Annotated in this window: 31 protein-coding genes; 14 read left to right on the top strand and 17 right to left on the bottom strand. The window is 61.0% G+C overall.

Annotated features, from left to right (window positions below):
- The first annotated feature begins 26 nt into the window (after positions 1 to 26).
- Positions 27 to 1373, top strand: coding sequence for a 3-deoxy-7-phosphoheptulonate synthase class II (locus ABFB52_RS20795; RefSeq protein ID WP_007955704.1), 1347 nt, complete (start codon positions 27 to 29; stop codon positions 1371 to 1373).
- Here ABFB52_RS20795 and ABFB52_RS20800 read toward each other — a convergent pair.
- Entirely contained in the window at positions 1370 to 2617 is a 1248-nt protein-coding gene (locus ABFB52_RS20800) for a winged helix-turn-helix domain-containing protein (RefSeq protein ID WP_085744969.1), read from the bottom strand. The genes ABFB52_RS20795 and ABFB52_RS20800 overlap by 4 nt on opposite strands.
- Positions 2618 to 2681: 64 nt before the next feature.
- On the bottom strand, positions 2682 to 2897 hold the full coding sequence (locus ABFB52_RS20805; protein ID WP_085744970.1) for a DUF1127 domain-containing protein: 216 nt from the start codon (positions 2895 to 2897) through the stop codon (positions 2682 to 2684).
- Between the two features lie 97 nt (positions 2898 to 2994).
- Here ABFB52_RS20805 and ABFB52_RS20810 point away from each other — a divergent pair, with 97 nt between their 5' ends.
- A complete protein-coding gene (locus ABFB52_RS20810; protein ID WP_007955701.1) occupies positions 2995 to 3849 on the top strand; it encodes a LysR substrate-binding domain-containing protein in 855 nt (284 codons plus the stop codon).
- On the opposite strand, the gene ABFB52_RS20815 is transcribed toward ABFB52_RS20810, so the two are convergent.
- The gene (locus tag ABFB52_RS20815; RefSeq protein WP_129972557.1) at positions 3839 to 4588 is read right to left on the bottom strand and encodes a sulfite exporter TauE/SafE family protein; all 750 of its coding nucleotides are present in this window, start codon (positions 4586 to 4588) and stop codon (positions 3839 to 3841) included. The two genes, ABFB52_RS20810 and ABFB52_RS20815, sit on opposite strands and share 11 nt — an antisense overlap.
- A 112-nt stretch (positions 4589 to 4700) precedes the next feature.
- Here ABFB52_RS20815 and ABFB52_RS20820 point away from each other — a divergent pair, with 112 nt between their 5' ends.
- From ABFB52_RS20820 to ABFB52_RS20835, 4 genes are all read left to right on the top strand, one after another.
- Positions 4701 to 5657 (top strand): LysR family transcriptional regulator, encoded by a 957-nt coding sequence (locus ABFB52_RS20820; protein ID WP_129972556.1) that lies wholly within the window; start codon positions 4701 to 4703, stop codon positions 5655 to 5657.
- 83 nt (positions 5658 to 5740) lie between these two features.
- Positions 5741 to 6205 carry a MarR family transcriptional regulator gene (locus ABFB52_RS20825; RefSeq protein WP_085744972.1) on the top strand — a complete coding sequence of 155 codons (465 nt, stop codon included), beginning with the start codon at positions 5741 to 5743 and terminating at the stop codon, positions 6203 to 6205.
- A gap of 274 nt (positions 6206 to 6479) precedes the next feature.
- A complete protein-coding gene (locus ABFB52_RS20830; RefSeq protein WP_034155242.1) occupies positions 6480 to 6899 on the top strand; it encodes an organic hydroperoxide resistance protein in 420 nt (139 codons plus the stop codon).
- 33 nt (positions 6900 to 6932) lie between these two features.
- Positions 6933 to 7946 carry an alpha/beta hydrolase gene (locus tag ABFB52_RS20835; protein ID WP_085647565.1) on the top strand — a complete coding sequence of 338 codons (1014 nt, stop codon included), beginning with the start codon at positions 6933 to 6935 and terminating at the stop codon, positions 7944 to 7946.
- A 65-nt stretch (positions 7947 to 8011) separates the two neighbouring features.
- On the opposite strand, the gene ABFB52_RS20840 is transcribed toward ABFB52_RS20835, so the two are convergent.
- Complete coding sequence (locus tag ABFB52_RS20840; protein WP_007955690.1) at positions 8012 to 8581, bottom strand: elongation factor P; 570 nt, start codon at positions 8579 to 8581, stop codon at positions 8012 to 8014.
- 48 nt (positions 8582 to 8629) lie between these two features.
- Positions 8630 to 9772: an elongation factor P maturation arginine rhamnosyltransferase EarP gene (earP, locus tag ABFB52_RS20845; RefSeq protein WP_129972555.1), complete on the bottom strand. Its 1143-nt coding sequence runs from the start codon at positions 9770 to 9772 to the stop codon at positions 8630 to 8632.
- Between the two features lie 124 nt (positions 9773 to 9896).
- Here earP and ABFB52_RS20850 point away from each other — a divergent pair, with 124 nt between their 5' ends.
- On the top strand, positions 9897 to 10304 hold the full coding sequence (locus tag ABFB52_RS20850) for a hypothetical protein (RefSeq protein WP_039770468.1): 408 nt from the start codon (positions 9897 to 9899) through the stop codon (positions 10302 to 10304).
- Between the two features lie 2 nt (positions 10305 to 10306).
- Positions 10307 to 10789, top strand: coding sequence for a GreA/GreB family elongation factor (locus tag ABFB52_RS20855; protein WP_074687988.1), 483 nt, complete (start codon positions 10307 to 10309; stop codon positions 10787 to 10789).
- Positions 10790 to 10797: 8 nt separating this feature from the next.
- Here ABFB52_RS20855 and cysB read toward each other — a convergent pair whose 3' ends face one another.
- The 5 genes from cysB to ABFB52_RS20880 form a co-directional block, all read right to left on the bottom strand.
- A complete protein-coding gene (gene cysB, locus ABFB52_RS20860) occupies positions 10798 to 11772 on the bottom strand; it encodes an HTH-type transcriptional regulator CysB (RefSeq protein WP_007955684.1) in 975 nt (324 codons plus the stop codon).
- A gap of 113 nt (positions 11773 to 11885) precedes the next feature.
- Positions 11886 to 12389, bottom strand: a complete 504-nt coding sequence (locus ABFB52_RS20865; RefSeq protein WP_007955683.1) for a universal stress protein — start codon at positions 12387 to 12389, stop codon at positions 11886 to 11888.
- 98 nt (positions 12390 to 12487) lie between these two features.
- A complete protein-coding gene (locus ABFB52_RS20870) occupies positions 12488 to 13393 on the bottom strand; it encodes a 5'-nucleotidase (protein WP_007955682.1) in 906 nt (301 codons plus the stop codon).
- A 23-nt stretch (positions 13394 to 13416) separates the two neighbouring features.
- The gene (locus ABFB52_RS20875; RefSeq protein WP_178082617.1) at positions 13417 to 14373 is read right to left on the bottom strand and encodes a putative 2-dehydropantoate 2-reductase; all 957 of its coding nucleotides are present in this window, start codon (positions 14371 to 14373) and stop codon (positions 13417 to 13419) included.
- Positions 14370 to 14756 (bottom strand): thioredoxin family protein, encoded by a 387-nt coding sequence (locus ABFB52_RS20880; RefSeq protein ID WP_085744977.1) that lies wholly within the window; start codon positions 14754 to 14756, stop codon positions 14370 to 14372. Before ABFB52_RS20880 ends, ABFB52_RS20875 begins: the two co-directional genes overlap by 4 nt.
- On the opposite strand from ABFB52_RS20880, the gene ABFB52_RS20885 reads away from it, so the two are divergent.
- Together ABFB52_RS20885 and ABFB52_RS20890 are read left to right on the top strand one after the other, a co-directional pair.
- Positions 14755 to 15183: a PilZ domain-containing protein gene (locus ABFB52_RS20885; protein WP_007955677.1), complete on the top strand. Its 429-nt coding sequence runs from the start codon at positions 14755 to 14757 to the stop codon at positions 15181 to 15183. The genes ABFB52_RS20880 and ABFB52_RS20885 overlap by 2 nt on opposite strands.
- Before the next feature lie 145 nt (positions 15184 to 15328).
- Positions 15329 to 16405: a 3-deoxy-7-phosphoheptulonate synthase gene (locus tag ABFB52_RS20890; RefSeq protein ID WP_011335309.1), complete on the top strand. Its 1077-nt coding sequence runs from the start codon at positions 15329 to 15331 to the stop codon at positions 16403 to 16405.
- 67 nt (positions 16406 to 16472) lie between these two features.
- Here ABFB52_RS20890 and ABFB52_RS20895 read toward each other — a convergent pair whose 3' ends face one another.
- Positions 16473 to 16754, bottom strand: coding sequence for a GNAT family N-acetyltransferase (locus tag ABFB52_RS20895; protein ID WP_007955658.1), 282 nt, complete (start codon positions 16752 to 16754; stop codon positions 16473 to 16475).
- A 639-nt stretch (positions 16755 to 17393) separates the two neighbouring features.
- Here ABFB52_RS20895 and oprI point away from each other — a divergent pair.
- A complete protein-coding gene (gene oprI, locus ABFB52_RS20900; protein WP_003183784.1) occupies positions 17394 to 17645 on the top strand; it encodes an outer membrane lipoprotei OprI in 252 nt (83 codons plus the stop codon).
- A gap of 122 nt (positions 17646 to 17767) precedes the next feature.
- Here the strand turns inward: oprI and ABFB52_RS20905 are convergent, their stop codons facing one another.
- The 3 genes from ABFB52_RS20905 to ABFB52_RS20915 all read right to left on the bottom strand — a co-directional run bounded on the left by ABFB52_RS20905 (position 17768) and on the right by ABFB52_RS20915 (position 19846).
- Positions 17768 to 18739: a L,D-transpeptidase family protein gene (locus ABFB52_RS20905; RefSeq protein WP_085744978.1), complete on the bottom strand. Its 972-nt coding sequence runs from the start codon at positions 18737 to 18739 to the stop codon at positions 17768 to 17770.
- 150 nt (positions 18740 to 18889) lie between these two features.
- Positions 18890 to 19183, bottom strand: a complete 294-nt coding sequence (locus ABFB52_RS20910; RefSeq protein WP_007955656.1) for a hypothetical protein — start codon at positions 19181 to 19183, stop codon at positions 18890 to 18892.
- A gap of 57 nt (positions 19184 to 19240) precedes the next feature.
- On the bottom strand, positions 19241 to 19846 hold the full coding sequence (locus ABFB52_RS20915; protein WP_007955652.1) for an arylesterase: 606 nt from the start codon (positions 19844 to 19846) through the stop codon (positions 19241 to 19243).
- Positions 19847 to 19856: 10 nt separating this feature from the next.
- On the opposite strand from ABFB52_RS20915, the gene ABFB52_RS20920 reads away from it, so the two are divergent.
- The 3 genes from ABFB52_RS20920 to greB are packed head-to-tail and all read left to right on the top strand — an operon-like array spanning position 19857 to position 23576.
- The gene (locus ABFB52_RS20920) at positions 19857 to 20540 is read left to right on the top strand and encodes an ABC transporter ATP-binding protein (RefSeq protein WP_007955651.1); all 684 of its coding nucleotides are present in this window, start codon (positions 19857 to 19859) and stop codon (positions 20538 to 20540) included.
- Positions 20540 to 23044, top strand: coding sequence for an ABC transporter permease (locus tag ABFB52_RS20925; protein ID WP_129972553.1), 2505 nt, complete (start codon positions 20540 to 20542; stop codon positions 23042 to 23044). The genes ABFB52_RS20920 and ABFB52_RS20925 overlap by 1 nt, the downstream gene beginning before the upstream one ends.
- A gap of 34 nt (positions 23045 to 23078) precedes the next feature.
- Positions 23079 to 23576 carry a transcription elongation factor GreB gene (gene greB, locus ABFB52_RS20930; protein ID WP_039770483.1) on the top strand — a complete coding sequence of 166 codons (498 nt, stop codon included), beginning with the start codon at positions 23079 to 23081 and terminating at the stop codon, positions 23574 to 23576.
- A gap of 3 nt (positions 23577 to 23579) precedes the next feature.
- Here greB and ABFB52_RS20935 read toward each other — a convergent pair whose 3' ends face one another.
- The 3 genes from ABFB52_RS20935 to ABFB52_RS20945 all read right to left on the bottom strand — a co-directional run bounded on the left by ABFB52_RS20935 (position 23580) and on the right by ABFB52_RS20945 (position 26102).
- Positions 23580 to 23888: a hypothetical protein gene (locus tag ABFB52_RS20935; protein ID WP_085607170.1), complete on the bottom strand. Its 309-nt coding sequence runs from the start codon at positions 23886 to 23888 to the stop codon at positions 23580 to 23582.
- 250 nt (positions 23889 to 24138) lie between these two features.
- Positions 24139 to 24573 (bottom strand): DoxX family protein, encoded by a 435-nt coding sequence (locus tag ABFB52_RS20940; RefSeq protein ID WP_007950955.1) that lies wholly within the window; start codon positions 24571 to 24573, stop codon positions 24139 to 24141.
- 107 nt (positions 24574 to 24680) lie between these two features.
- Complete coding sequence (locus ABFB52_RS20945; protein ID WP_085744981.1) at positions 24681 to 26102, bottom strand: transglycosylase SLT domain-containing protein; 1422 nt, start codon at positions 26100 to 26102, stop codon at positions 24681 to 24683.
- Positions 26103 to 26198 lie beyond the last annotated feature (96 nt).

Raw genomic sequence — 26198 nt, forward strand, 5'->3', positions numbered from 1 at the left:
CCGTGCGTAGAACCTTAGAGACCGTGATGAGCCAACCCTGGAGCCCTGACAGCTGGCGCGCCCTGCCGATCCAGCAACAACCCCAATACCCCGACGCCGCACATCTGCGCCAGGTCGAGCAGACGCTGGCCAGCTACCCGCCGCTGGTGTTTGCCGGCGAAGCGCGCGAGCTGCGTCGTCAGTTTGCCGAAGTCACCCAGGGCCGGGCGTTCCTGCTGCAGGGCGGCGACTGCGCGGAAAGCTTCGCCGAGTTCTCCGCCGCGAAGATCCGCGACACCTTTAAAGTGTTGCTGCAGATGGCAATCGTCATGACCTTCGCTGCCGGCTGCCCGGTGGTCAAGGTCGGGCGCATGGCCGGCCAGTTCGCCAAGCCGCGCTCGGCCAACGACGAGACCATCGACGGCGTGACCTTGCCGGCCTACAGGGGTGACATCGTCAACGGCATCGGTTTCGACTCGGCCAGCCGCGTACCGGATCCGGAGCGTCTGCTGCAGTCCTATCACCAGTCCACCGCCACCCTCAACCTGCTGCGCGCCTTCGCCCAGGGCGGTTTTGCCGACCTGCATCAGGTGCACAAGTGGAACCTCGATTTCATCGCCAACTCGGCGCTGGCCGAGAAGTACAGCCACCTCGCCGATCGCATCGATGAGACCTTGGCGTTCATGCGTGCCTGCGGCATGGACAGCTCGCCGCAATTGCGCGAAACCAGTTTCTTCACCGCCCACGAAGCGCTGCTGCTGAACTACGAAGAAGCCTTCGTGCGCCGCGACAGCCTGACCAACGATTACTACGATTGCTCGGCGCACATGCTGTGGATCGGCGACCGCACCCGTCAGCTCGACGGCGCCCACGTCGAATTCCTGCGCGGGGTGAACAACCCGATCGGGGTGAAAGTCGGCCCGAGCATGAACCCCGACGACCTGATCCGCCTGATCGACGTGCTCAACCCGGACAACGATCCGGGCCGCCTCAACCTGATCGCACGGATGGGTGCGAACAAGGTCGGCGATCACCTGCCGGCGCTGATCCGCGCGGTGCAGCGCGAAGGCAAGCAGGTGCTGTGGAGTTCCGACCCGATGCACGGCAACACCATCAAGGCCAGCAGCGGCTACAAGACCCGCGACTTCGCGCAGATTCTTGGCGAGGTGAAGCAGTTCTTCCAGGTTCACGAAGCGGAGGGCAGCTACGCCGGCGGTATCCACATCGAAATGACCGGGCAGAACGTTACCGAGTGCATCGGTGGCGCGCGGCCAATCACTGAAGACGGCTTGTCGGATCGCTATCACACTCACTGCGACCCACGGATGAATGCCGATCAGTCGCTGGAACTGGCGTTCTTGATTGCCGAGACGCTGAAACAGGTCAAACGCTAAATCGCGATGACGTTGGCTCGGTCGTTTTCGACTTGAGCCAACGCCACCCGCAATCGCCCCGCACTTTCCCGCTGACAATTGAGCTGCACGTGCTCAAGCCCCAACCAGTCCGCCATGCGCCGCAAATTCAGCGCCAGCGCCAGCATCCCCGCGTCATCCAGTCCGGTTTCTTCCTCGTGCACCGCATGCACTGCCAACCGCCCCGCCGCCCGTTCAGCACGCAGATCGACCCGCGCGGCAATCCGTTCATTGTGCAGGAACGGCAGCACGTAATAGCCGTAGACCCGCTTGTCCTGCGGCGTGTAGATCTCCAGCCGATAGCGGAAATCGAATAGCCGCTCAGTTCGGCTGCGCTCCCAGATCAGTGAGTCGAACGGCGACAGCAATGCACTGGCCTCGACCTTGCGCGGGATTTTCGGCTCGGGCAGACAATAAGCAATCTGGCGCCAACCGGCGACTTCGCAGGTCAGCAGTTGCCCGTCCTCGACCAGTTCGGCCAGACGAGGGCGGGCATCAGAGGGATTCAGGCGGAAGTAATCACGCAGGTCTTTTTCCGTGCCGACACCCAGAGCCTGCGCTGCATGCAATAACAAACCGCGCTGCGCCTCGGCCTCATCGGGCAATGGCCGCTGCAGCACGGAAGCCGGAATCACCCGCTCGGGCAAGTCATACAAACGCTCGAAACCACGGCGTCCGGCGACGGTGACTTCGCCAGCGGCAAAAAGCCATTCCAAGGCGTGCTTTTCCGCGCTCCAGTCCCACCACGGCCCGGCCTTTTCCTCGCGGGTCGACAGGCTGCCGGCGCCCAGTGCGCCCTGCTCTTCGACCGACGCCAGCACCCGGCGAATGGTGTCCTGCTGCTCGCGACCGAATCGCGCCAGTTGCTGATAGATGTCTTCACCACGTCTGGCCCGCTGCATGCGCCAGCCCATCAGCGGGTACATCGACAGCGGCAGCAACGACGCCTCATGGCCCCAGTATTCGAACAGCGAACGGCGTCGCCCCGAACTCCAGGCAGCCTGGTCGAGCAAGTCAGCAGAATAGGAACCAAGACGGGAGAACAGCGGCAGGTAGTGCGAGCGCACCACGGCGTTGACGGAGTCGATCTGCAACAGGCCGAGGCGTTCGATCAGCCGGTTGACGTGCATCGCCTTGACAGCCGGCGGCTGGCGCCCGTGAAACCCTTGGGCAGCCAGTGCCAGACGTCGAGCCTGTTTAAGGGAAAAAGACAGAGTCGCGGGCATGTGTACCTCCATGTCTGCTCGCAACCTACCTCACTACAAAGGGGTTTGTGTAGCGATGGCCTCATCATTTATGCATCGGATCGTCCCAGAACGGCCGCACCGACTCATGTTCGACATCGGCACGGCTGACCCCGATGTCCTTCAACGCTTCGTCGCTCAGACTGGCAAGCAACTCGCGTTCGCGGTGAAGTTCGTACCAGCGACTAAACTTGTGCAGCAAATCGGTAATCAGATGGACCGGCACTCTGTCATCACTCACATAGACTTTTTGACCTTTCATCGTATTGCCCTCCTTTAGGGATGGCTCAAGTCTCGCGCCGGGGCTACGATCAATCCAACGAATGTTTCTGATGGCATGCATCACGGAGATTCATCAATTGTCGGCATATCCCAGTATCGATACCGATGTCCTGCGCACCTTTGTCGCGATTGCCGATCAGGGCGGTTTCACCCGCGCCGGCGAAATGGTCAACCGCACTCAATCGGCGGTGAGCATGCAGATGAAGCGTCTGGAAGAGGACGTGTTGCAGCGCCAGCTGTTCGAGCGCGACGGGCGTCAGGTGCGCCTGACCGCCGAAGGTCAGGTGTTGCTTGGCTACGCGCGGCGCATCCTGAAACTGCACAGCGAAGTGTTCAATACCCTGCGCGAGCCGCACATGGTCGGCACGGTGCGGATCGGTACGCCGGACGATTACGTGATGCGGTTTCTGCCGGGGATCCTGTCGCGCTTCGCCCAGTTCTATCCTTTGATCCAGATCGAAGTGCATTGCGAGTCGACCAAACAATTGCTGCAGCGCACGGATCTGGATCTTTCGATCGTCACCCGCGAGCCGGGCAACGAGATTGGCCAGTTGCTGCGCAAGGAGCGTTTCGTCTGGGCCGAGGCGCAGAATTTCAGCGCCCACGAACAGACGCCGTTGCCGCTGGCGATGTTCAACAGTGATTGCTTCTGCCGCCTGTGGGCGTGCAATGCGCTGGACGCGATGGGCCGCGAGTACCGGATTGCCTACAACAGCACCAGCCTGTCGGCGTTGATGGCAGTGGTGAGCGCGGGTCTGGCGATCACCGCGCAACTGGAAAGCCTGATCACCCCGGATCTGCGCATTCTCGGCGCCGCCGAAGATCTGCCGCTGTTGCCCGAGGCCAGCATCATGCTGATCCGCAACCTCAACAATCCGTCGCCGATCACTGAATGCCTGGCCGAGCACATCGTCGAAGGCTTCAAACTTTAAAGGCGAGCATCACCGCGCACAGCACCAGGAACCCGCAGAACAGCCCGCGCAGGAGTTTTTCCGGCATCGCGTGGGCCACTTTCACGCCCCAGCTGATGCTGGCCAGACCGCCAATGGCCAGCGGCAGGCCGATCATCCAGTCCACTTCGTGGTGCACCGCGTACGTCACCAGCGTGACGCCGGTGCTCGGCAATGCCAGCGCCAGCGACAGGCCTTGGGCAACCACCTGAGTGGTGCCGAACAGGCTGGTCAGCACCGGCGTCGCCACCACCGCCCCACCGACACCGAACAAGCCGCCCATGGTGCCCGACGCCGCGCCGAGCACGCCCAGCCACGGCCATGAATAACGCATCTCGGAAGTCGCTGCCGGACGCGCGCCAAACATGCGCACCAGGTTGTAGGCCGACAATGCCACGAGGAACGCGACAAAGCCGATGCGCATGGTTTGCGCGTCGATGCCCACGGCCCAGATCGAGCCGATCCACGCGAAACAGAATCCCATCACCGCCAACGGCAATGCATGCCGGAGCTCAATGCGATTGCGCTGATGATAACGCCACAGCGCCAGCATCACGTTCGGCACCACCATCACCAGCGCCGTGCCTTGGGCGATCTGCTGATCGAGCCCGAACCACGCGCCCAGCAGCGGAATGGCGATCAAGCCACCACCGATGCCGAAGATCCCACCCAGCGTGCCGAGGGCGGCGCCAAACAACAGGTACAGCAAAAACTCGATCACAGCAGAATTCCTCAAACGTCAGGCGACTCATCCTACGCAGTCGACGCTGGCACGGAAACGCACAGCAACGCACAATGGCTGTGCCAAATCCGCATAGGCACTGAACTGATTCATGAATCCCAATCAATTGACCGAACAACTCGGGCTGTTTCTCGATGTGCTGGAAAGTGGCAGTTTCTCCGCCGCCTCACGCCGACATCCGCTGACGCCGTCCGCCGTTGCCCGGCGTATCGACAGTCTGGAAAGCGCTGTCGGCAGCCAGTTGTTCATCCGCAGCACTCACGCGGTGCGCGCCACGCCGGCGGGTCTGGCGTTTGCCGAACGGGCGCGACGGATCGTTGCCGAGCTGCAACTGGCCCGGGCGGAAGCGGTGTCCCTGAGCAGCGCGCCGGAGGGTCTGATTCGGGTGGATGCGCCGGCGGCCTTCGGGCGCCGGCATCTGGCGCCAGTGATTGCCGATTTTCTGGTGCTGTATCCGGGGCTCGACGTGCAGCTGCATCTGATCGACAGCTTCGTGGACATGGACGGTTCGAACCTGGGCAAGGTCGATCTGGTATTGCGCGCCGGGCAGATGGCCGACACCCGGCTGGTCGCCACACCGTTGGCGAGCATGGTGCGCATCGCCTGCGCCAGCCCCGATTATCTCAAGCGCCGAGGCGTGCCGAGCGAGCCAGCGCAATTGAGTGAACATGACGGTCTGGATTGGGACGGTCTTGCCCCGCCCTTCGCCTGGCGTTTCGAACAGAACGGGCAGATGCAACTGCACCGCCCGGCGCGGATACGCATGAGCGCCAACAACGCCGAGGCACTGGTTTGCGGTGCGCTGGCGGGACTCGGGATCGCGCATCTGCCGACCTGGCTGGCCAGCGAATACCTGTTGCGCGGCGAGTTGCTGCCGCTGTTCTGTGAAAACGGCCTGCCAAAACCGGAAAGCACCGGCATCTATGCGCTGCGTCTGGAGCAACAGGCCAGCTCCCGCAGCCGCCTGCTGCTGGAATACCTCAAAACCCGGTTCAGCCCCGTGCCGCCGTGGGATCTGGCCCTGCAACGTGAGCTGGGCCGGCACTGACCGATTCGCCACCGGGCACAATTGTCTGGCGCATTAAAGATTCGAGCGCTAGATTCAACTGCATCACCGTTCAAGGCACTGACATGACCACCGACCGCGACACCTCCGATCACTGCGAAGAGCTGCTGCTCGACAATCAGGCCTGCTTCGCCCTGCATTCCACTTCGCTGATGATGACCAAGGTCTACAAGCCGCTGCTGCAAGCGCTTGGCCTGACGTATCCGCAATACCTGGCGATGATGGTGCTGTGGGAGAAGGATGGTTTAACCGTCGGAGAAATCAGCACGCGCCTGCTGACCGATCCGGGTTCGCTGACCCCGCTGCTCAAACGTCTGGAAGGTGAAGGCTTGCTCAGCCGAACCCGCAGCCGGGAAGATGAGCGCGTGGTGATCGTTGAACTGACGGCCCAAGGACACGCCTTGAAAGACAAGGCCCGAACCGTTCCGCAGTGCATTCTGGGGGCCAGCGGCTTCACCCTGGAACGTCTGCAAAATCTGCAAGCCGAGTTGCAGGCCTTGCGTGGTCATTTGCAGGACAGTCTCGCTTAAAACTCCCCCTTTCCTGTGGGCGCAGCCTTGTGCCTGCAGGCTAATCGCACCTTCCCCGCTGATCCCCGAAAATTTTTTTCCTCTCGTTTCACACTAAAAAAAACCTTCTATATCAAAAGCTTGGGATCACGACCCTACCCGATCCAAGTGACCATTCGCGCGTTCTTCAAAAAATTTATCTTGCGCGCTAAATATTCGCGCAGTACATTTACTTCGCACCTAGTTAGCGCGCAAACAATTAGCGCAACAAACCACACTCAATGAGGCTCACACCATGCAAACTCTCTACACCGCAATCGCAACCTCCACTGGCGGCCGTGACGGTCGTGCGATCTCCAGCGACAACATCCTCGACGTCAAACTCGCCACCCCGAAAGAACTCGGCGGTGCCGGCGGCGCAGCTACCAACCCTGAGCAACTGTTCGCCGCCGGCTACTCGGCCTGCTTCATCGGTGCCCTGAAATTCGTCGCCAGCCAGACCAAACGCAAAATTCCGGACGACGCCTCGATCACCGCTCACGTCGGCATCGGCCAGATTCCTGGCGGTTTCGGTCTGGACATCGACCTGCACATCAGTCTGCCAGGCCTGGAACAGGCAGACGCACAAAGCCTGGTCGACGCTGCCCACCAGGTCTGCCCGTACTCCAACGCCACTCGCGGCAACGTTGATGTGCGTCTGCACGTCACCGTGTAATCACTGACACTCAGGCCCGTACAGGAAATGAACATGAACACTTTCAGCAAAGTCTTGACCGGTACCCTTCTCGCCCTGTCCATCCACAGCGCATTTGCCGGGGAGGTTGAACACAACACCCAGGCGTTTCTCGATGTGCTGAATGCCGGCACCGGCAAACCGATGGAACAGATGACGCCCAAGGATGCCCGCGCCGTGCTGACGGGCGCGCAGTCCGGGGTCAAACTGACGCTGCCCAAAGCGGACGTCAGCGAGAAGACCATCCAGGTCGATGGCCAACCGTTGAGCCTGACCATCGTCCGGCCGGCCGGGGTCAAGGGCGAGCTGCCGGTGTTCATGTTCTTCCACGGCGGTGGCTGGGTGCTGGGGGATTTCCCGACCCACGAGCGTCTGGTGCGGGATCTGGTGGTCGGCTCGGGTGCGGCGGCGGTGTTCGTCAACTACACCCCTTCGCCGGAAGCGCATTACCCGGTGGCGATCAACCAGGCTTACGCCGCGACCAAATGGGTGGCCGAACACGGCAAAGAGATCAACGTCGACGGCAAGCGTCTGGCGGTGGCGGGCAACAGCGTCGGCGGCAACATGGCGGCGGTCGTCGCCCTGATGGCCAAAGACAAAGGCACCCCGGCGATCAAATTCCAGGTGCTGCTGTGGCCGGTGACCGATGCCAATTTCGACACCGGTTCGTATAACCAGTACGCCGAGGGGCACTTCCTCACTCGCAACATGATGAAGTGGTTCTGGGACAACTACACCACCGACGCCAACCAGCGGAACGAGATCTACGCCTCGCCGCTGCGGGCCACCACCGCGCAATTGAAGGGTCTGCCGCCAGCGCTGGTGCAGACTGCCGGAGCCGACGTGCTGCGTGACGAAGGTGAAGCCTACGCCCGCAAACTCGACGAAGCCGGCGTGCCGGTGACCTCCGTGCGCTACAACGGCATGATCCACGACTACGGTTTGCTCAACGTGGTCAGCCAGGTGCCGGCGGTGCGTTCGGCGATGCTGCAGGCCTCGGAAGAGCTGAAACAGCACCTGAAGAAGTAATTTTCATCAGGCACAAAAAAGCCCGACTCAATGGTCGGGCTTTTTCTTTCCGCAAAAAGCAGTGCTTATTTGGCACGGCCTTTGTAGGAACCGCCTTCGCGGGTATCGATCTCGATCATGTCGCCGATTTCGATGAAGTCAGCAACCGACAGCTCGGTACCGTTCTTCAGTTTGGCAGGCTTCATCACCTTGCCGGAAGTGTCGCCGCGAGCGGAACCTTCGGTGTAGTCAACCTGACGCACGATGGTGGTCGGCAGCTCTACGGAAACCAGACGGCCTTCGAAGAATACGGCTTCGCAAACGTCGGTCATGCCTTCTTCCACGAATGGCAGAACGCTTTCGATGTCTTCGGCGTTCAGCTCGTACATGGTGTAGTCGGTGGTGTCCATGAACGTGTAGGAGTCACCGCTGATGAAGGACAGGGTCGCTTCTTTGCGATCCAGGATCACGTCGTCCAGCTTGTCGTCCGCACCGTAAACGGTTTCGGTCTTGTAACCGGTCAGCAGGTTCTTCAGCTTGGTCTTCATGATCGCGCTGTTACGGCCCGATTTGGTGAATTCAGCTTTCTGAACCAGCCAAGGATCGTTGTCGATACGGATCACGGTACCGGGTTTGAGTTCTTTACCAGTTTTCATTGCGAATATCCGAATTTGGATGGGATTTACAAAAATCTAGGCCGCGTATCATATCCAATTTCGGTAAAACTGTACCAGCGCCGTCGCAAGATCCGCCTGCAAGGCCTGTTCCAGACACCACGCGCGGGCATTTTCCTGCAGTTCGGGCCAGTGTTTGCGGGCCTCAAGCCAGTGGTCGCCGATAGGCTGCCCGGCACTCCAGGCACGCCAGAGACCGTTCATCGCCTCGGCGGCAACGGGCGAAAGACCTTTTGTGTAGAGCGCAAGGAAGGCGTCGAGCTTGTCGAGATGGATGTCTTCGTCCTGCTGATAGATGTGCCACAACATCGGCCGCCCCGCCCATTGCGCCCGGACAAACGAGTCCTCGCCGCGCACCGCGTTGAAATCGCAGCACCAGAGCAATTGATCGTATTGATCCTGACGGACGAACGGCAGCACCTGCACGGTCAGCGCTTGACGAACATGCTTCGCCCCGACCGCCAGCGACTCGAACCCGAGCCAACGGGCGACATCGCCGAGAATCCGTCCTTCCGGCACCAGCAGATGAGTGGGCATCGAGTCAGCGGCGAGCACATCCAGCCAACTGGCGAGTCCCGCATTCTCGTAGGCAAACAGCGAAATCAGTTGCGCACCGGGCGCAGGAATGATCCCCAGACCTTGCAGGAATTGTCGCTGCGCCTCGGGGACCTGCTGAAACTGCTGACGCCGCTCCAGCAAACCGCTTTCACGCAACAGGCCGCCGGTGCCCGGCTGGAATCCCGGAAAGAAAAAGTACTTCTGCACCGACTTGTATTTCACCGACGGCAGTCCGTGGCAACCGACCACCCAGTCTTCGGCGCTGAGATAGTCGAGGTTCATCCACAACGGCGGTTTTTCCCGAGCGGCCATGGCGTCCATGTAGACGCTCGGCAACTGGCAGGCAAACGCGGCGATCACCACCTCGGCCGCCTCCGCTTCCTGCCATTCGGTCGGCCAGTGCCGGACTTCGACGCCCTGCTGCCATTGCTGATCGAGGCCGATGTCGATTTCGGGGCAGATGCGCTCGAAGGCGCGCAGGTCATCGACCCACAGCCGCACCGTCATTGCCTGCTCGCTGACCAGTTGCCGGGCCAGACGCCAGGTCACGCCGATGTCGCCGTAGTTGTCGACGACCGTACAAAAAATGTCCCAGCGGGTTTTCGGTTGCGGCATTCAAGGCTCCCGTTGGCAAAAGCGCCGATTGTCCGCATAAATGTCTCCATGCAGAAGAGCCGACGGCAATTAATCTTCGTGCGACAATCGCCACTCGCCCGCATTCATCCGCCAGGAGGCAGCCATGCCCTATCGTCCCAACCCGCGTCGCCCCTTGCCTGTTCAGCTTAGCGCGCTGCAATTGACCGGCAGCATTGCCCTGGGTCTGTGGCTGGGTTTCCTGGCCATTGCACTGACTTGCTGGCTCGCCTCACTACTCTTCAGCCGTCAGTTGCAGCCAGTGGCGGAAGCGGTGCAACAACTGAGCAAGCCTCCGGTAGCCGCCCAGCCGCAGCCAGAACCTGAGCCACAAAACCGCCTGTTCGAACAGTACGAAGAAAACCTGCGCAAAAACGAGCAACAGGCACGCCTGGACCAGGCCCGTGGCAGCACACGTAATCTGTCGAACCCCAAATGCCAGTTCTGGCTGCAACAGGATCAGACGGCCCCGAGCGAAAAGAGCCGCGCCAACGTCCTGCAATTCTGCGATTGATCATGAATAAACAGACGGTTCATCAACTGATTCTCGACAAGCTGCGCGTCGACCTCGACATCGCCGAGCGCGCGGCGCAAACCGCCTACGAAACCGCGACCCACGAAGAGAACATCGCCGAAAACAAGTACGACACCCTGGGTCTTGAGGCGTCGTACCTGGCGGCGGGCCAGGCGAAACGGGTCGAGGAAATTCGTCAGTCACTGGCGCTGTGCCAGAACCTGACGCTGCGCGCGTATGACGATCAGCGGGGGATTGAAATCGGCGCCCTGCTCGGTCTGGAAGACGAAAAGGGTCGTGAACAATGGCTGTTTCTGGCGCCGGATGCGGCAGGTTTGAAGGTCGACGTGGTGGGTCAGCCGATTACCGTCATCACCCCGCGCTCGCCGCTGGGCAAAAGCCTGCTGGGCAAATTCGAGGGTGACGAGGTAGAGATTCTGGTGGCAGGCACCCGGCAACAGTTTGCTGTCACCGAGGTGCTGTAGACAGGGGCTTAGTGAACCGGCAGTTCGACGCCTTCGAACAGTTCTTCCAGTTCCTGCTTGTTGTGGCACTGAATGGCCTTGGCCATGACTTCGCGGGTAAGGTGCGGCGCGAACTTCTCGATGAAGTCGCACATGAAGCCGCGCAGGAAAGTACCGCGACGGAAACCGATCTTGGTCACGCTGGACTCGAACAGTTCGCTGGCATCGAGCACCACCAGATCGTTATCCAGTTTGGTGTCGACCGCCATTTTCGCCACGATGCCAACACCCAGGCCCAGGCGCACGTAGGTTTTGATCACGTCGGCGTCGGCCGCGGTGAACACCACTTTCGGCGTCAGGCCGCGATGGCTGAAGGCTTCGTCGAGTTTCGAACGGCCGGTGAAACCGAACACGTAAGTCACGATCGGGTATTCGGCCAGCGCTTCGAGGGTCAGCTTCGGCAACTTGGTCAGCGGGTGGCCCTGAGGCACGACCACGCAACGATTCCAGCGGTAGCACGGCATCATCACCAGATCGCCGAACAACTCCAGTGCTTCGGTGGCAATGGCGAAATCGACGGTGCCGTCAGCGGCCATCTCGGCGATCTGCATCGGCGATCCCTGGTGCATGTGCAGCGCCACGTCCGGGTATTGCTTGATGAAGTTGCTGATCACCGGCGGCAGCGCATAACGTGCCTGGGTGTGGGTGGTGGCGATCGACAGGGTGCCTTTCTTCTCGTTGGAGAATTCCTGGGCGATCTGCTTGATGCTTTCGACCTTGCGCAGAATCTCGCCGGCGGTGGTGATGATGCGCTCGCCGGCTGGGGTGACGCGGGTCAGGTGCTTGCCGCTGCGGGCGAACACTTCGACGCCCAGTTCGTCTTCCAGCAGGCGGATCTGTTTACTGATGCCCGGTTGCGAGGTGTAGAGGCTTTGGGCTGTAGCGGAAACGTTGAGGTCGTGGTGCGCCACTTCCCAGATGTAGCGCAATTGTTGAAGCTTCATATGAATCCCTCAAAGCAGGTAGACGCCACGGGCATCAGCGACGGTATATAACTATATTAATGGTTTGAAGAATAAATCTAGAACTTTTTTATCAAAGTGCCATTATTCCTGCCTCAGCGATCCTCCCGACGCCGACGCTCCACCAGCGGCACCAGATAAACCGGCACCTTGGACAATTGCAGCAGCCGGGCCGCCGTTCGCCCCAAAGGTGTTTCCGCCCCGACCCCGTGGCTGTGACTTCCTACGATCAGCAAATCGACGGAGAGTTTCTGTACCTGATCGAGAATCACCTGTGACGGATCGCCCTGCAGCACCCGCACCGCGCGTATCCGCTGCAAGTCCTGCTCGCCCTCGTCCCCCAGTTCTTCACGAAAACTGTCGAGCACCCGCTGCTCGATATTGGCGATGACGGTTTTCAGACCCTGACTGTGAAATTCGTTCAATGCCTGCTCGTCGAGATAGCTCTGCAACACCGATTCGGCAAACAGCCCCATGGGTTCCACGGCGTGCACCACGTACAGATCGGCATTGAACGTTCGCGCCATCGCCAGGGCATGCTGCATCACTAACGGTGCGTACAGACCGAGGTCAGTGGCATACAGCATCGAACGAATCATATGACCTCCTCGCGCTCCAACATGGCGGAGATTTGATTCAGCTTAGCAGTGCCTTGGCGAGTACGACGTGCGACGCAACGTCTTGAACCACGTGGGCTTTAGACCGCCGGTTCGTTGCTGATGCCGTGGGGCACGTGACCGGTCGCCACGACTTCCCGGGCCAGCTCGCAGTGGCCGGCCTGATCGTCGAAAAACACGTCGGCGGCGAAGGCTTCGAGGAACGCCGATTTGGTCAGGCCACCGAGAAACAGCGACTCGTCCAGACGAATGTCCCACTCGCGCAGTGTGCGGATCACCCGCTCATGGGCCGGCGCCGAACGCGCAGTGACCAGCGCGGTGCGGATCGGGCACTCCTCATCGGAGAACTCGCGCTGCAACAGATTGAGCGCCGCGAGAAAGCCCTTGAACGGCCCGCCGCGCAACGGTTCGCGCGCCGATTCACGCTCCTTGGCCTGGAAAGCTTCGAGGCCACCGGACTGATAGACGCGCTCCGATTCGTCGGAAAACAGCACCGCGTCCCCGTCGAAGGCGATGCGCAATTCATCGCTGGCCGCACGACTGGCGCCGCCGGACAGAATGGTCGCCGCCGCGAAACCGGCATCCAGCGCAGCGCGCACATCTTCGGCATGGGTGGAGAGAAACAGATCGCAACCAAAGGCCTTCAGATACGGATAAGGACTGCGCCCGCCGACGAACGCCGCGCGGGAGATCGCCAGGCCGTAATGACCAATGGAGTTGAAGACGCGCAGGCCGGTATCAGCACTGTTGCGCGACACCAGAATCACCTCGACCCGGGCGCGGCCGAGGCGACTGTTGAGGTTGAGCAGTTTTTCCACCAGCGGAAAGGCATCGCCCGGCGCGAGGATTTCGTCTTCGTGATCGATCTGATATTGCCGGTAGGCTTCGACGCCACTCGACTCATACACCTTGTGGCTTTCGCTCAGGTCGAACAGGGCACGGGACGAGATCGCCAGCACCAGTTTGTCATCGATGTTCTTGGCCATGCCTTTCCCCCAGTGCGACCGGTTTAAACGTTACGCCGGTCGATAAAGCTCAATGTGCGATACAACGATTCGATTCGCGGCAACTCGCAGCCTGCCGCTTTTGCCGCCGCCAAAGGACGAGCGTAGATCGCCTCGAGCTCCAGCGGTCGCTTGTGCAAAAAGTCGTGGTACATGCTCGGCCAATAGTCGGGCATTTTCTCGGTCATCATGAACAGGTATTCGGCGTAACCGGGCGGCATGTCGTGACCGCAGGCCTTGGCGCCCTGCACCACTTCAGCCATCAGCGCCTGAATCAGTGCGCGGCTGTCAGTGTCGGCCATCAACGGCGTGGTGCCGGCACCGAGCAACACCGAAAGCCCGTTGTAGGGAATGTTCCAAACCAGTTTCTGCCAGCGCGCCTGATGCAGGTTCGGCATCGCCTGGGAATCGAGACCGGCGGCGCGGAACAGGCCGGCGCCCTCTTCGACGATTGCCATGCGCGCCGCATCATCCGGTGCCGGACCGCTGTGGTAACCGACGTTCACCGCCCCCAGCGCCTGATGGGTGATCTGCCCCGGCCCTTCGCGGTGGACGCAGATCAGGCACAAACCGCCCAGCAAATGCAGGGAGTCGGGCAACAACGCACGCAAGCTGTCTTCGACGTCGAGGCCGTTTTGCAGCACCAGCACTTTCGCGTCGGGTTTCGCCGCCTGAATGATCGACGGTGCCAGCCCGGCATTGCTGGTGGTCTTGGCGCCGACCAGCAGCCAGTCGCAGGGCGGCATGTCTTCTGCCGACGAATAGGCCTGCACCGGGTTCAGCGTCAAGGCGCCATGCACGGCGCTGTCCACCTGCAAGCCGCCCTCGGCGACTGCGGAAAACTCACTGCGCAACAGAAAGTGCACATCGAATCCGGCCCGGGCCAGCATTACCCCGTAAAACCCTCCGATGGCGCCGGTGCCGATAATCCCCACCACCGGTTTGTTCAATGCTCCCATCACGGCAACTCCTCTGCAATTCGACCCAGCGCCTGCGCCACGGCTGCGTTCAGCTCATCGACATTCAGGCGCGTGTGCACTGCCCCAAAGAACTCGCCGTCGCGCACCACAAACAGCGCCGGCAAATGAAAGACCTGATAACGCTCGACCAGTCCGCCGTTGTCGCCGGCATCGATCCAGCACACGCGATCGACGGCCAGATCGAGCCCCGGCAACACTTCGCGGGCATAGCGGCAACTGGCGCAGCCGACGCTGGTGAAAATCACCAGCGAAACGCCGTTCATCGCCAGCAGCCGTTGGTCGGCGTCAAAATCGGTCAGCTGCGATTCGACCACTATACTGGGGGAAACAATGTCAAATGGCCGACACAGGGAGTCTGTGCTCATGGGACGGTTTATTCCTCATCCGGATGATGTGCCCGTTGAACTGACCTTGCTCACACCGGAGTGTATTTCGCGTCAACGGCTGCACACTATCAGCCTCGGCGGCATCGCTTGCAATTACCACCGTGCCTGGCGCCATGGCACCGCCTTGCAGGTGCGCATGCCGACCATCAATGCCGATTTCGCCTATCCGGGCTATGTGGCCTGGTGCCTGCGTCGCAAAAAAGGTTATCTGGTCGGCATTGCATTCACTGATGAGCAGACGCTGTTCAGCGCGCGAATGGGTGAGCAGGTGTGTCAGATCGAGCGCTATTGCCGAATCAACGATGCCCACGATGACCTGCAGGATATCCAGGCGCGAGCCCTGCAATGGGTCGAACAACACGCCGAAGAGTTCTCCCACGACAGCGTTCGCAAGGCTTTCGCGTAACCATAGCTGGACTGAACAGTTACTTGCCCATTGTCTAGCAGGCGTCTAACGCGATAAGGTTCGGCTCCCCGACGCGCTTAAATCCGCTGTGCTCCGCCGCGCGGGGATCGCTGGCGGCCGGCACCCGTGACCTGACGAGTAACCGATGGCTGATTTACCGATCAACGACCTGAACGTCGCTTCCAACGAGACCCTGATCACTCCCGATCAGCTCAAGCGTGATATCCCTCTGAGCGACGCTGCCCTGCGCACCGTCACCAAGGGTCGCGAGGTCATCCGCAACATTCTCGATGGCACCGACCATCGTCTGTTCGTGGTGATCGGCCCCTGCTCGATCCACGACATCAAGGCTGCCCACGAATATGCCGATCGCCTGAAGGTGCTGGCGGCAGAAGTCTCGGACACCCTGTATCTGGTCATGCGCGTGTATTTCGAAAAGCCACGGACCACCGTCGGCTGGAAAGGCCTGATCAACGACCCGTACCTGGATGACTCGTTCAAGATCCAGGACGGTCTGCACATCGGTCGCCAGTTGCTGCTGGACCTGGCCGAGAAAGGCCTGCCGACCGCGACCGAAGCCCTCGACCCGATCTCCCCGCAGTATCTGCAGGACCTGATCAGCTGGTCGGCCATCGGCGCACGCACCACCGAATCCCAGACCCACCGCGAAATGGCTTCCGGCCTGTCCTCGGCGGTCGGTTTCAAGAACGGCACCGACGGCGGCCTGACCGTGGCGATCAACGCCTTGCAGTCGGTTTCCAGCCCGCACCGTTTCCTGGGCATCAACCAGGAAGGTGGCGTGTCGATCGTCACCACCAAGGGCAACGCCTACGGTCACGTGGTGCTGCGCGGTGGCAACGGCAAGCCGAACTACGATTCGGTCAGCGTCGCCCTGTGCGAGCAGGCGCTGAACAAGGCCAAGATCAAGCCGAACATCATGGTCGATTGCAGCCACGCCAACTCCAACAAGGATCCGGCCCTGCAACCGCTGGTGATGGAGAACGTCGCCAACCAGATTCTCGAAGGCAACCAGTCGATCATCGGCCTGATGGTCGAGAGTCACCTGAACTGGGGCTGCCAGGCGATCCCGAAAGACCTCGCCGACCTGCAATACGGCGTGTCGATCACCGATGCCTGCATCGACTGGTCCGCTACCGAAAACACCTTGCGCAGCATGCACGCCAAGCTCAAGGATGTCCTGCCGAAACGTCAGCGCGGCTGACAGCCGTTTCGCAGGCATAAAAAACGCCGGGCATTGCCCGGCGTTTTTGTGTGTGCGGTGAGGTCAGTCAGATCTTGGCGGTGCGCCGCTGGTGACGCTCCATGTAGCGCTCCACGTAGGAGCACGATGGAATGACCGTGTAGCCCATTTCATCGGCGTACTGCAACGCCCGTTCGGTCAGGGCTGCCGCGATGCCTCGGCCACGCAACGCGTTGGGCACGAAGGTGCGGTAGATATCCAGGGTCTGTTTCCCCAGATCCATATAGGTCAGGTAGGCACGATGACCGTCCACATTGGTCTCGAACTGATGACCAGCCTGGTCATGGTGGATGGACAACGCCTCGCTCATCACTACTCCTCGCGGGTCTCGAATTCTGACCCCTACCTTACCGATGTTTTCCCGGCGAAGGAACATCTACGCCACCCCGTGCCTGATGGACACCGAGAAGAACTGCACCGATCTCGCGCAACCCGAGCACGTATCAAATAGTAGGCACCATTGGCGAAAATGCTCAAGGTACGCTCGTCATCACGCAGATTGACGGGGGGCAGTTCCGGTGGACTCAGGGCGGGTTCGGGAGACAATCTTCCCGAGCCAAAAGGCTGAACATCGCCGGATGTTGAGACTTAAGACGAGCCCCCCGTTTTAAAGTCACCTCAACATGGACAAAGATATGCGAGGCGCTGCGCAAATTCGCAACAAAAGTGTGGACGAATCCATATAGACGCACTTTAGCCGTTACCTGCAAAACAGCGCACGACAACGGGAACTTTTTCTCAATAACTCGCTCATCTCGCGCCTTACAGCTGGATATTTTTTATACAGCCCAGTTAAAAGTTGCTCGAAAAAGAATCAACGCCTACAATTTTTTTTGCTTCTTGCCTCACGTCAGTTTACTTACTACAAGTAATGGGTAGTATGTACGCCGGCTATTTCCTCAATCGGAGGAGACAGCCACTTAATTGAAAGTCCTTGAAGGGGAACACGATGAACAACGTTCTGAAATTCTCTGCTCTGGCTCTGGCCGCAGTTCTGGCTACCGGTTGCAGCAGCGCATCGAAAGAAACCGAAGCACGTCTGACCGCTACTGAAGACGCAGCTGCTCGCTCCCAGGCTCGTGCAGACGAAGCTTACCGTAAAGCTGATGAAGCTCTGGCTGCTGCTCAAAAAGCACAACAGACTGCTGACGAAGCTAACGAGCGTGCTCTGCGCATGCTGGAAAAAGCTAGCCGCAAGTAATAGTCCTTCGGGATTGTTATCAAGCCGACCCATTTTTTGGGTCGGCTTTTTTGTGCCTGCAGTTTCTGCGGGCAATAAAAAACCCGCCGCTGCGCAAGCCTCGGCGGGTTTTGTCTTTCAGCTTATTGCTGCAGGTCGATCGGTGCGCTGGAGACCATCGGTGCCGAAGTATTCGGCGTGCCGATTTCGGTTGGCAGGCCATCTTCAGCCGCCACCACATCACGCACCACATCCCAGTCCATGCGCAGGTTGTTGGTGATGTCTTCACGCTTGAGCATCGCGTTGATCACGGCGGTGTGCTTGTCGACCACCGACGGGTTGCCCTTGTCGTCGATCGGCGTGTGCGCTTCCAGGTAGATCTTGCCGCCACTGCGACCGAACTTGTACGCGTCGTTGAGAATCCGCACCGAAGTCCCCACCGGCACCATGCCGGCCATTTCCAGCACGTTGTTGTTGAACATGCGGAAGCAGCCGTGGCTGGTGCGCATGCCGATGCCGAACTTCTTGTTCGAACCGTGGATCAGGTAGCCCGGCGTGCCCAGGGTGAACTTGAACGGCCCCAGCGGGTTGTCAGGACCGGCCGGCACCACGTTCGGCAGCGGATCACCGTCGGCAGCGTGCTCGGCCTTGATCGAGGCAGGCGGCGTCCAGGTCGGATTCGGCGTCTTGGCGGTAATCGTGGTGTGAGCGATTGGCGAGCCCCAGCCTTCACGGCCGATACCCAGCGGGAAGGTGTACACCACGTTCCGGCCTTTCGGGTAGTAGTAGAGGCGATATTCAGCCAGGTTGATCACGATGCCTTCACGCGGACCTGGCGGCAGGATGAAACGGGTCGGCAGTACCACTTCGGTGCCGGCGCCCGGCAACCAGGCATCGACACCCGGGTTGGCCGCGACCATTTCCGAATAGCCCAGATCGTAGGTGGTGCCCAGATCGGCAAAGGTGTCTTCGTACTTGGCCTTGATCACCTGCACCTGGCCGATGATGTCTTCACCGGGTGGTGGCAGGGGAAACTCCAGTGCGGCAACGGGACCGGCCACACACAGGGCGGCAAGAGACAGGCAGCGGGTGACGGCAGGAAAACGCGGCAACATCCGGAGAATCCTTCGCAAGATCGACAAGGGTAATAAGAACGCGATTGTACACCGCGTCCAGAGAATTCGGGGAGATGCGCCGATGGGCTGGCAAACTCTTCATGATTGAAGCTGCCGCCCGCCCGGACTGCATTCGGAAGATGCCTGCGCTTAAAGCTCGAATCGCAACTCGGGCCAGATCGGCGAGGTGCCGCGCTTCTGCGATTCGAGGATCGCCCGGCACAGCGAACACAGGCGCTGATCCTGGAACACCCGGCGATCCACGCTCGACCAGCGCGGTTGCGCCGGCAGCAGACTGCCGCACAGGGTTCGGTCAGCCGAGCCACCGAGCTCCAGTTGACGGGTCACCAGATGCACTCGCACTTCCTGGCAGGCGAACAGATCCAGCTGTTCGTCAGGCTCGATCAGTTGGTAGGCGAACAGGGACCAGGCAGAACGCGGCATCGGGGGCTCCAAATTAGGGGGCGCCACATTAGCCGAAAGCCTGCCGCTAGAAAAGCCTCATAACAGCGGTTTTAGCGTCGGCCAGACATTTTCCAGCAACTTGCCCTGAGCCCCGGCCGCCGGGTGCAGACCGTCGGCCTGCATCAAGTCCGGATGCCCGCCCACACCGTCGAGGAAAAACGGCACCAGCGGGATTTTTTTCTCCTCGGCGAGCTTGCCGTAGACCTCGGCAAAGGCATCCGTGTAACGCTTGCCGTAGTTGGGTGGCAACTGCATGCCGAGCAACAACACCTTGGCACCGCTTTGGCGGGAGCTGTCGATCATCGAAGCAAGATTTTGTTGCAATTGCGTCGGCGGCATTCCGCGCAGGCCATCGTTGCCGCCCAATTCGAGGATCACCAGTTCCGGTTTGTGCTCTGCAAGCAGCGCCGGCAGCCGCGCCTGGCCTCCGGCACTGGTGTCGCCACTGATGGATGCATTGACCACTTTGTCGTCAAAACCTTCGGTCTTGAGCCGCTGTTCGAGCAACGACACCCACCCCAGCCGGGTATCCAGTCCGAAACCGGCGCTGATACTATCGCCAACGATCAGGACTGTACCCGCCGCTGCGTTCTGGGCCATGCACATCAAGGCCAGGCCAGCACTCAAAAACCACACACGCATCGGATTCTCCATGGGCGCAAGCATTCTCACCGCGAAGAACCTTAGCAAAGTGGTTCCCAGCGCGGAAGGTGAACTGACCATCCTGCACGAACTCAGCCTGGAACTGAACAAGGGCGACAGCCTGGCCATCGTCGGCGCGTCCGGTTCCGGCAAATCCACCCTGCTCGGTCTGCTTGCGGGCCTTGACCTGCCGAGCAGCGGCGAAGTAACGCTCGCCGGGCAAGGCCTGAGCAATCTCGACGAAGACCAGCGCGCGCGCATTCGCGCCGAACACGTAGGCTTCGTCTTTCAGTCGTTCCAGCTGCTGGACAGCCTCAACGCGCTGGAAAACGTCATGCTGCCGCTGGAGCTCGACGGCCGCAAAGACGCTCGAAGCCGCGCCACCGAATTGCTGCAACGGGTCGGCCTTGGCCAGCGCCTGACTCACTCGCCACGCCAGCTCTCCGGTGGTGAGCAGCAGCGCGTCGCGATTGCCCGGGCGTTCGCCGCCGAGCCGGACGTGCTGTTCGCCGACGAACCCACCGGCAACCTCGACAGCCACACCGGCGAGCGCATCAGCGACTTGCTGTTCGAATTGAACAAGGAACGCGGCACCACCCTGGTGCTGGTGACCCACGACGAACGCCTGGCCCATCGTTGCCGGCGTCTGATCCGTCTTGAAGCCGGCCTGTTGGTCGCCCCTCTGGAGCCTTGATGGCACGTCTGCCGCTGTTGCGTCTGTTCAGTCTCGCCCTGCGCCAACTGATGCGCGATGCCCGCGCCGGTGAACTGCGGGTACTGTTTTTCGCCTTGGTCGTGGCAGTCGCGGCGAGTACCGCGATCGGCTATTTCGGTGCCCGTCTCAACGGCGCGATGATGCTGCGCGCCACCGAGTTTTTAGGCGCCGACCTGTCGCTCGAAGGCAGTTCGCCGGCCCGGCTGGAACAGATCCGGAGCGGCACCGAGCTGCGTCTGGATCATGCGCAGGTGGTGGAGTTTTCCAGCGTCATCGCCACGGACAACGGCATTCAGCTCTCCAGCATCAAAGCGGTCGACCGCGCCTATCCGCTGCGCGGCGAGCTGAAAAGCGCTCTCGCCCCTTACGCGACAGAAGAAACGGGAGGCGAGCCGCAGCCCGGTGAAGCCTGGGTCGAAGCGCGCCTGCTGACGGCGCTGGACCTGAAGATCGGCGACAGCATCGACGTCGGCATGAAGACGTTGAAACTGACGCGAGTGCTGACCTACGAACCGGACCGCGCCGGCAACTTCTACAGCCTGACGCCACGGGTGCTGATCAACCTCGACGACCTCGCCGCGACCGGCGTGGTGCAACCCGGCAGCCGGGTGAGTTACCGCGAACTGTGGCGCGGAGAGCCGCAGGCGCTGGAAACCTATCGCCAGCTAATCAAACCGGGACTCGCCGCCAACCAGCGGATTCAGGATGCCCGGGATGGCAACCGGCAGATCGGCGGTGCACTGGGCAAGGCCGAACGCTATCTGAACATGGCCAGTCTGGTTGCCGTGCTTCTGGCCGGTGTCGCGGTGGCGCTATCGGCGAACCGCTTCGCCAGCCGGCGTTTCGATGCCAGCGCCCTGCTGCGTTGCCTGGGCTTGTCGCGCCGGGAAACCCTGGTGCTGTTCAGTCTGCAACTGACGGTGCTCGGCCTGCTCGCCAGCCTCAGCGGTGCCCTGCTCGGCTGGCTCGCGCAATTGGGATTGTTCGCGCTGCTGCATGATCTGCTGCCGACCGACGTACCGCCGGGTGGCTTGCTGCCGGCGCTGGCCGGAATCGGTACCGGACTGGTGGCGCTGGCCGGTTTCGCCCTGCCACCGCTCGCTGCACTGGGCCGCGTGCCGCCGTTGCGGGTCTTGCGCCGGGACATGCTGCCGATTCCATCGAGTACCTGGATGGTCTATGGCGCAGCACTCGGTGCGCTCGGGCTGATCATGTGGCGCCTGAGTCTGGACCTGCTGCTGACGTTCGCCCTGCTCGGCGGCGGTGTGGTCGCCGCGCTGGTGCTCGGCGGCTTGCTGCTGTTGCTGCTGCAAAGCCTGCGTCGCCTGCTTGCGCGCGCGTCCTTGCCGTGGCGTCTCGGGCTGGGTCAGTTGTTGCGCCATCCTTTGGCGGCGGCTGGCCAGTCATTGGCCTTCGGGCTGATTCTGCTGTCCATGGCGTTGATTGCACTGCTGCGCGGTGAACTGCTCGACACCTGGCAAAACCAGTTGCCGAAGAACGCACCCAACTATTTCGCCCTGAACATCCTGCCGGCCGACAAACAGGCCTTCACCGATCACCTGATCAATGTCTCGGCCCAGGCCGCGCCGTTGTACCCGGTGGTGCCTGGGCGGCTGATCAGCATCAATGGCGAAGCGGTGCAGCAGATCGTCAGCAAGGATTCGGCCGGCGACCGCGCGATCCAGCGCGACCTGAGCCTGACCTGGGCTTCGGATCTGCCGGCGGGCAACAAGATCACCGCCGGTTCGTGGTGGACCGGGCAACCTTCGGATGACGTTCCGGGCGTATCGGTGGAAGGCAAGGTGGCCGAAAGCCTCAAGCTCAAGCTGGGCGATCACATGGTGTTCAGCGTCGGCGGGGTCAATCGCGAAGCGAAGGTCACCAGTTTGCGGGAGATCAACTGGGACAACTTCCAGCCGAACTTCTTCATGATCTTCCAGCCCGGCACCCTGAAGGATCTGCCGGCGACCTATCTGACCAGCTTCTATCTGGCACCCGGTCACGATCAGCAGATTGTCGAGCTGTCCCGAGCATTCCCGGCAGTGACCATCCTGCAGGTCGAAGCCTTGCTCGAACAGCTGCGCAGCATCCTTGCCCAGGTCACCCTGGCGGTGGAGTATGTGTTGTTGTTTGTGTTGGCGGCGGGGATGGCGGTGCTGTTTTCCGGTTTGCAGGCAACCCTGGATGAGCGCATTCGCCAGGGTGCGCTGTTGCGTGCGCTGGGGGCCGAGCGGCAGTTGCTGATCAAGGCGCGACGGATCGAGTTCGGCTTGCTCGGCGCGGTCAGCGGATTGCTCGCGGCGATCGGTTCGGAAGTGGTGAGTCTGGTGCTGTATCGCTTTGCCTTCGACCTGCCATGGCATCCCCATCCGTGGTTGCTGCTGTTGCCGTTGATCGGCGCGGCGCTGATCGGTGGCGCCGGGGTGTTCGGCACGCGGCGTGCGCTGAACGCCAGCCCGCTGACAGTGTTACGCGAGGGTTGATAGACTCCAGCCGTATTAATCACAAGAAGTTGCCATGAGCCGTTATCGCCCTCCCCGCACCGCCGGCACCGCGCTGATCACCCCCGAAGGTGAAGCGCGGATGCGCGCCGAATTCCATGAGCTTTGGCACGTGCGCCGCCCGCAGGTGACGCAATCGGTCAGCGAAGCGGCGGCTCAGGGTGATCGTTCGGAAAATGCCGAGTACACCTACGGCAAGAAAATGCTGCGCGAGATCGACAGCCGCGTGCGTTTTCTCACCAAACGCCTTGAGGCGTTGAAAGTGGTCAGCGAAAAACCGAGTGATCCGAACAAGGTCTACTTCGGCGCCTGGGTGACCATCGAAGACGAGGACGGCAAACAATCGCGCTATCGCATCGTCGGCCCGGACGAACTGGACCTGAAACTCGGCCTGATCAGCATCGACTCACCGCTGGCCCGCGCCCTGATCGGCAAGGCGCTGGATGCTGAAGTGCGGGTACAGACGCCGACCGGCGAACAGTTCGTCTACATCGTGGCGATCGAATATCCCTGACGCTCAGCGCCGGGTGATCAGGCCTTGGCGTGCGACGCGGGTCAGTTGGCGAATCATTTCCGGCGCCTCTTCAAGGCTCGGGGCCTGAATGACGGCCAGATCGAAACTGTCATCGGCAAAACGCGCCAGCGACTCACCGTCTTCAACGAACTGGATCAGGAAGGCGGCAGGACCGCCGCTGCGGCGTGGCCAGCCATCGAGATAACGCAACAGCGTCGGCTGATGTTTGCCGCCAAGCAGGATTTTCGGATTGCGTTGGGTGATGTGTGCCGTGATCGGCGCGGGACGTGCTGGAGGGCGTAGTGCATTCATCGTGTCGTGTCTCTGCCTCAAAAGTCTGCATGGCAGGTGAGAGGCAACACCGAACCAGCGCTTTAGCGGTATTTCGAAGCCCTGTTCCGGCTTCTGACGGCAACTGAAGAATAGTCACCTGGCGCCCCGCAAGTAGCTGTTTAAATCGGCGCATGAGCGGCATCCTAGAGAACGTGACCGGCCAGTGTCAAGAATCAGCCGCAACAAAAAAGGCCCGCACAATGCGGGCCTTTTGCTTGAGCCAGAGCCTTCAACCGGCGATGGCGCGATCCACCGAGAGCTTGCCGGCGCCTTCGATCAGCACCGCGAGGCTGCCGCCGAGCAGGGCCAGAGCGAACTCGTAACCGTTGTTGGCCATGAACAGACCGTTGCTGATGTGCACGGTGAAGATCGCCACCAGCGACAGGAAGGTCAGGCCCAGTGCCGCCGGGCGAACCAGCAGGCCGATGATCAGCGCCAGACCGGCGAAGAACTCGGTACCGCCGGCCAAGGTGGCCATCAGGTAACCCGGGGTCAGGCCGATGCTTTCCATGTATTGCGCAGTGCCCGCCAGGCCGTAGCCACCGAAGAGGCCGAAGAGTTTCTGCGAGCCGTGGGCGGCGAAGATCACGCCGACGGCAATGCGCAGAATGGTCAGACCGTAGCCGGCGCGGGTGAACAGAACCTTGTTGATCAGAGAGCTCATGTTGCGTTTCCTTGTTGTCAGAAGTGCTTGTTGGTTGGCCGCTATATTAATCAGTTATTTTCATGTTAAAAGCGCAAAAATTCCGCCATAACAATCAACTTTTTTGATCATTTGCGTGAAACCACTTTCTGCCCCCCGGGCTCCAACGACTCCCGCTCCCGGTCGAACGCCAAGTAATACTTGTTCACACTATTAACATAGCTGACGGCCCCCATTCCCACCTGCTCCATGGCGATGCGCTCGACCTGAAAGAACCACTGGTTGGGATTCAGGCCGCGACGTCGTGCCTCGGCACGCATGCCTTGCACCCGCTCCGGGCCGATGTTGTAGGCGGCCAGGGTGAACGCCATGCGCTCGCGCTCGTTGAGTTTGGGGCTGTTGAAGAACTTGCGGCGGATCATCGCCAGGTACTTGGCCCCGGCCTGCACATTCGCATCGAGATTCTGGATATTGTTGACGCCGACTCGCTGCGCGGCGGACGGCGTGATCTGCATCAGCCCGGTCGGGCCGCTGCCGTTGCGCGCGTTGGGCTGTAGCGCCGACTCCTTGAAGGCCAGCGCCGCCAGGTTGAGCCAATCCATGTTTTGCGCTTCGGCGTGCTTCTGCAGGGTCGGGCGCAGTTTCTCCAGGCGCTGGCGGTCAGCCTTGGCCAACGGATAGTGCACCTGATAGAGACGGCGGTAGATCCGCAGGAACGCCGCATCTTCGTTCGACGGCTTTTTGTAGCCGGTCAGGAAGCGGTCGATGCTGGCCCGCAACATCGACGCATCACGGCGTACGAACCAGTATTCCTCGCCCGGTTCGCTGATCATCACCTGACGGTCGAAACGCAGCTTGGGCAGGATCTTGCCCCACCGCTCGGCAATCGGTTGCTCGACGATGGTCAAGTGGAAGATCCCGCCCTGAACCATCTCCAGCACGTCCTCGACCGCCAGCGTCGGATCGACCCATTCGATCTTGATCGGCGCCAGTTTGTGCAGCGCCAGTTTCTGGTTGAGCTGACTGACCGCCTCCCCCGCCGCACTGCCGGTGGGCAGCGCCAGGGTTTTGCCGGCCAGTTGCTCGACCTTGGTGTAGCGTTTTTCACCCTTGATGCCGACCAGCACCAGCGGCACGTTGCTGGCAATCGGCTCGCTGCTGGCGACCGCGTGGCCGGGTTGCAACTCGAGCAGTTCGCCTGGCGCAACAAGATCGCCTTCGCCACGCTGTAGCGCGCCGAGCAGTTGATCCTTGGCTTTGGGGATGATCTTGAGGGTGATTTCCTGGCCGTCGCGAGCGTGGCCATTGAGGTATTGCTCGAAGGCGCGCAGCCGGTGGTATTCGATGCCGATCGCCTGGCCCTGGACTTCGCCGGAGCTGTTGCGGCTCTGGTTGACCAACACTCGCAACACGCGGCTGCTGCGGATTTCGGTCAGGTCGCGAACCTTGGCGGCCGGCACGGCTTGCAGCGGCCCGGGCAGCCGTGCGACCGCCGTCATCGGCAGCAGCAACGAACCACACAGCAGGAGCAAAACCGAGGGACGAACCATCCACTCTCCGGAAAGAATACGGGGCGTTTTTACCGCTGAGCGGTCGCAAAACACCGACGAAAACAGAGCGCCTGGAGCGCTGATAAAGTGCGAGAG

The organism is Pseudomonas sp. 9.2(2024) (assembly GCF_039695385.1).
Classification (GTDB): Bacteria; Pseudomonadota; Gammaproteobacteria; order Pseudomonadales; family Pseudomonadaceae; genus Aquipseudomonas; species Aquipseudomonas paraglycinae.

Excerpts from the sequence above, each read along its gene's own strand:
- ABFB52_RS20795 (WP_007955704.1), top strand. The coding sequence starts at position 27 with ATGAGCCAACCCTGGAGCCCTGACAGCTGGCGCGCCCTGCCGATCCAG.
- ABFB52_RS20800 (WP_085744969.1), bottom strand. The coding sequence starts at position 2,617 with ATGCCCGCGACTCTGTCTTTTTCCCTTAAACAGGCTCGACGTCTGGCA.
- ABFB52_RS20805 (WP_085744970.1), bottom strand. The coding sequence starts at position 2,897 with ATGAAAGGTCAAAAAGTCTATGTGAGTGATGACAGAGTGCCGGTCCAT.
- ABFB52_RS20820 (WP_129972556.1), top strand. The coding sequence starts at position 4,701 with ATGAATCCCAATCAATTGACCGAACAACTCGGGCTGTTTCTCGATGTG.
- ABFB52_RS20825 (WP_085744972.1), top strand. The coding sequence starts at position 5,741 with ATGACCACCGACCGCGACACCTCCGATCACTGCGAAGAGCTGCTGCTC.
- ABFB52_RS20830 (WP_034155242.1), top strand. The coding sequence starts at position 6,480 with ATGCAAACTCTCTACACCGCAATCGCAACCTCCACTGGCGGCCGTGAC.
- ABFB52_RS20835 (WP_085647565.1), top strand. The coding sequence starts at position 6,933 with ATGAACACTTTCAGCAAAGTCTTGACCGGTACCCTTCTCGCCCTGTCC.
- ABFB52_RS20840 (WP_007955690.1), bottom strand. The coding sequence starts at position 8,581 with ATGAAAACTGGTAAAGAACTCAAACCCGGTACCGTGATCCGTATCGAC.
- earP (WP_129972555.1), bottom strand. The coding sequence starts at position 9,772 with ATGCCGCAACCGAAAACCCGCTGGGACATTTTTTGTACGGTCGTCGAC.
- ABFB52_RS20850 (WP_039770468.1), top strand. The coding sequence starts at position 9,897 with ATGCCCTATCGTCCCAACCCGCGTCGCCCCTTGCCTGTTCAGCTTAGC.
- ABFB52_RS20855 (WP_074687988.1), top strand. The coding sequence starts at position 10,307 with ATGAATAAACAGACGGTTCATCAACTGATTCTCGACAAGCTGCGCGTC.
- cysB (WP_007955684.1), bottom strand. The coding sequence starts at position 11,772 with ATGAAGCTTCAACAATTGCGCTACATCTGGGAAGTGGCGCACCACGAC.
- ABFB52_RS20865 (WP_007955683.1), bottom strand. The coding sequence starts at position 12,389 with ATGATTCGTTCGATGCTGTATGCCACTGACCTCGGTCTGTACGCACCG.
- ABFB52_RS20870 (WP_007955682.1), bottom strand. The coding sequence starts at position 13,393 with ATGGCCAAGAACATCGATGACAAACTGGTGCTGGCGATCTCGTCCCGT.
- ABFB52_RS20885 (WP_007955677.1), top strand. The coding sequence starts at position 14,755 with ATGGGACGGTTTATTCCTCATCCGGATGATGTGCCCGTTGAACTGACC.
- ABFB52_RS20880 (WP_085744977.1), bottom strand. The coding sequence starts at position 14,756 with ATGAGCACAGACTCCCTGTGTCGGCCATTTGACATTGTTTCCCCCAGT.
- ABFB52_RS20890 (WP_011335309.1), top strand. The coding sequence starts at position 15,329 with ATGGCTGATTTACCGATCAACGACCTGAACGTCGCTTCCAACGAGACC.
- ABFB52_RS20895 (WP_007955658.1), bottom strand. The coding sequence starts at position 16,754 with ATGAGCGAGGCGTTGTCCATCCACCATGACCAGGCTGGTCATCAGTTC.
- oprI (WP_003183784.1), top strand. The coding sequence starts at position 17,394 with ATGAACAACGTTCTGAAATTCTCTGCTCTGGCTCTGGCCGCAGTTCTG.
- ABFB52_RS20905 (WP_085744978.1), bottom strand. The coding sequence starts at position 18,739 with ATGTTGCCGCGTTTTCCTGCCGTCACCCGCTGCCTGTCTCTTGCCGCC.
- ABFB52_RS20910 (WP_007955656.1), bottom strand. The coding sequence starts at position 19,183 with ATGCCGCGTTCTGCCTGGTCCCTGTTCGCCTACCAACTGATCGAGCCT.
- ABFB52_RS20915 (WP_007955652.1), bottom strand. The coding sequence starts at position 19,846 with ATGCGTGTGTGGTTTTTGAGTGCTGGCCTGGCCTTGATGTGCATGGCC.
- ABFB52_RS20920 (WP_007955651.1), top strand. The coding sequence starts at position 19,857 with ATGGGCGCAAGCATTCTCACCGCGAAGAACCTTAGCAAAGTGGTTCCC.
- ABFB52_RS20925 (WP_129972553.1), top strand. The coding sequence starts at position 20,540 with ATGGCACGTCTGCCGCTGTTGCGTCTGTTCAGTCTCGCCCTGCGCCAA.
- greB (WP_039770483.1), top strand. The coding sequence starts at position 23,079 with ATGAGCCGTTATCGCCCTCCCCGCACCGCCGGCACCGCGCTGATCACC.
- ABFB52_RS20935 (WP_085607170.1), bottom strand. The coding sequence starts at position 23,888 with ATGAATGCACTACGCCCTCCAGCACGTCCCGCGCCGATCACGGCACAC.
- ABFB52_RS20940 (WP_007950955.1), bottom strand. The coding sequence starts at position 24,573 with ATGAGCTCTCTGATCAACAAGGTTCTGTTCACCCGCGCCGGCTACGGT.
- ABFB52_RS20945 (WP_085744981.1), bottom strand. The coding sequence starts at position 26,102 with ATGGTTCGTCCCTCGGTTTTGCTCCTGCTGTGTGGTTCGTTGCTGCTG.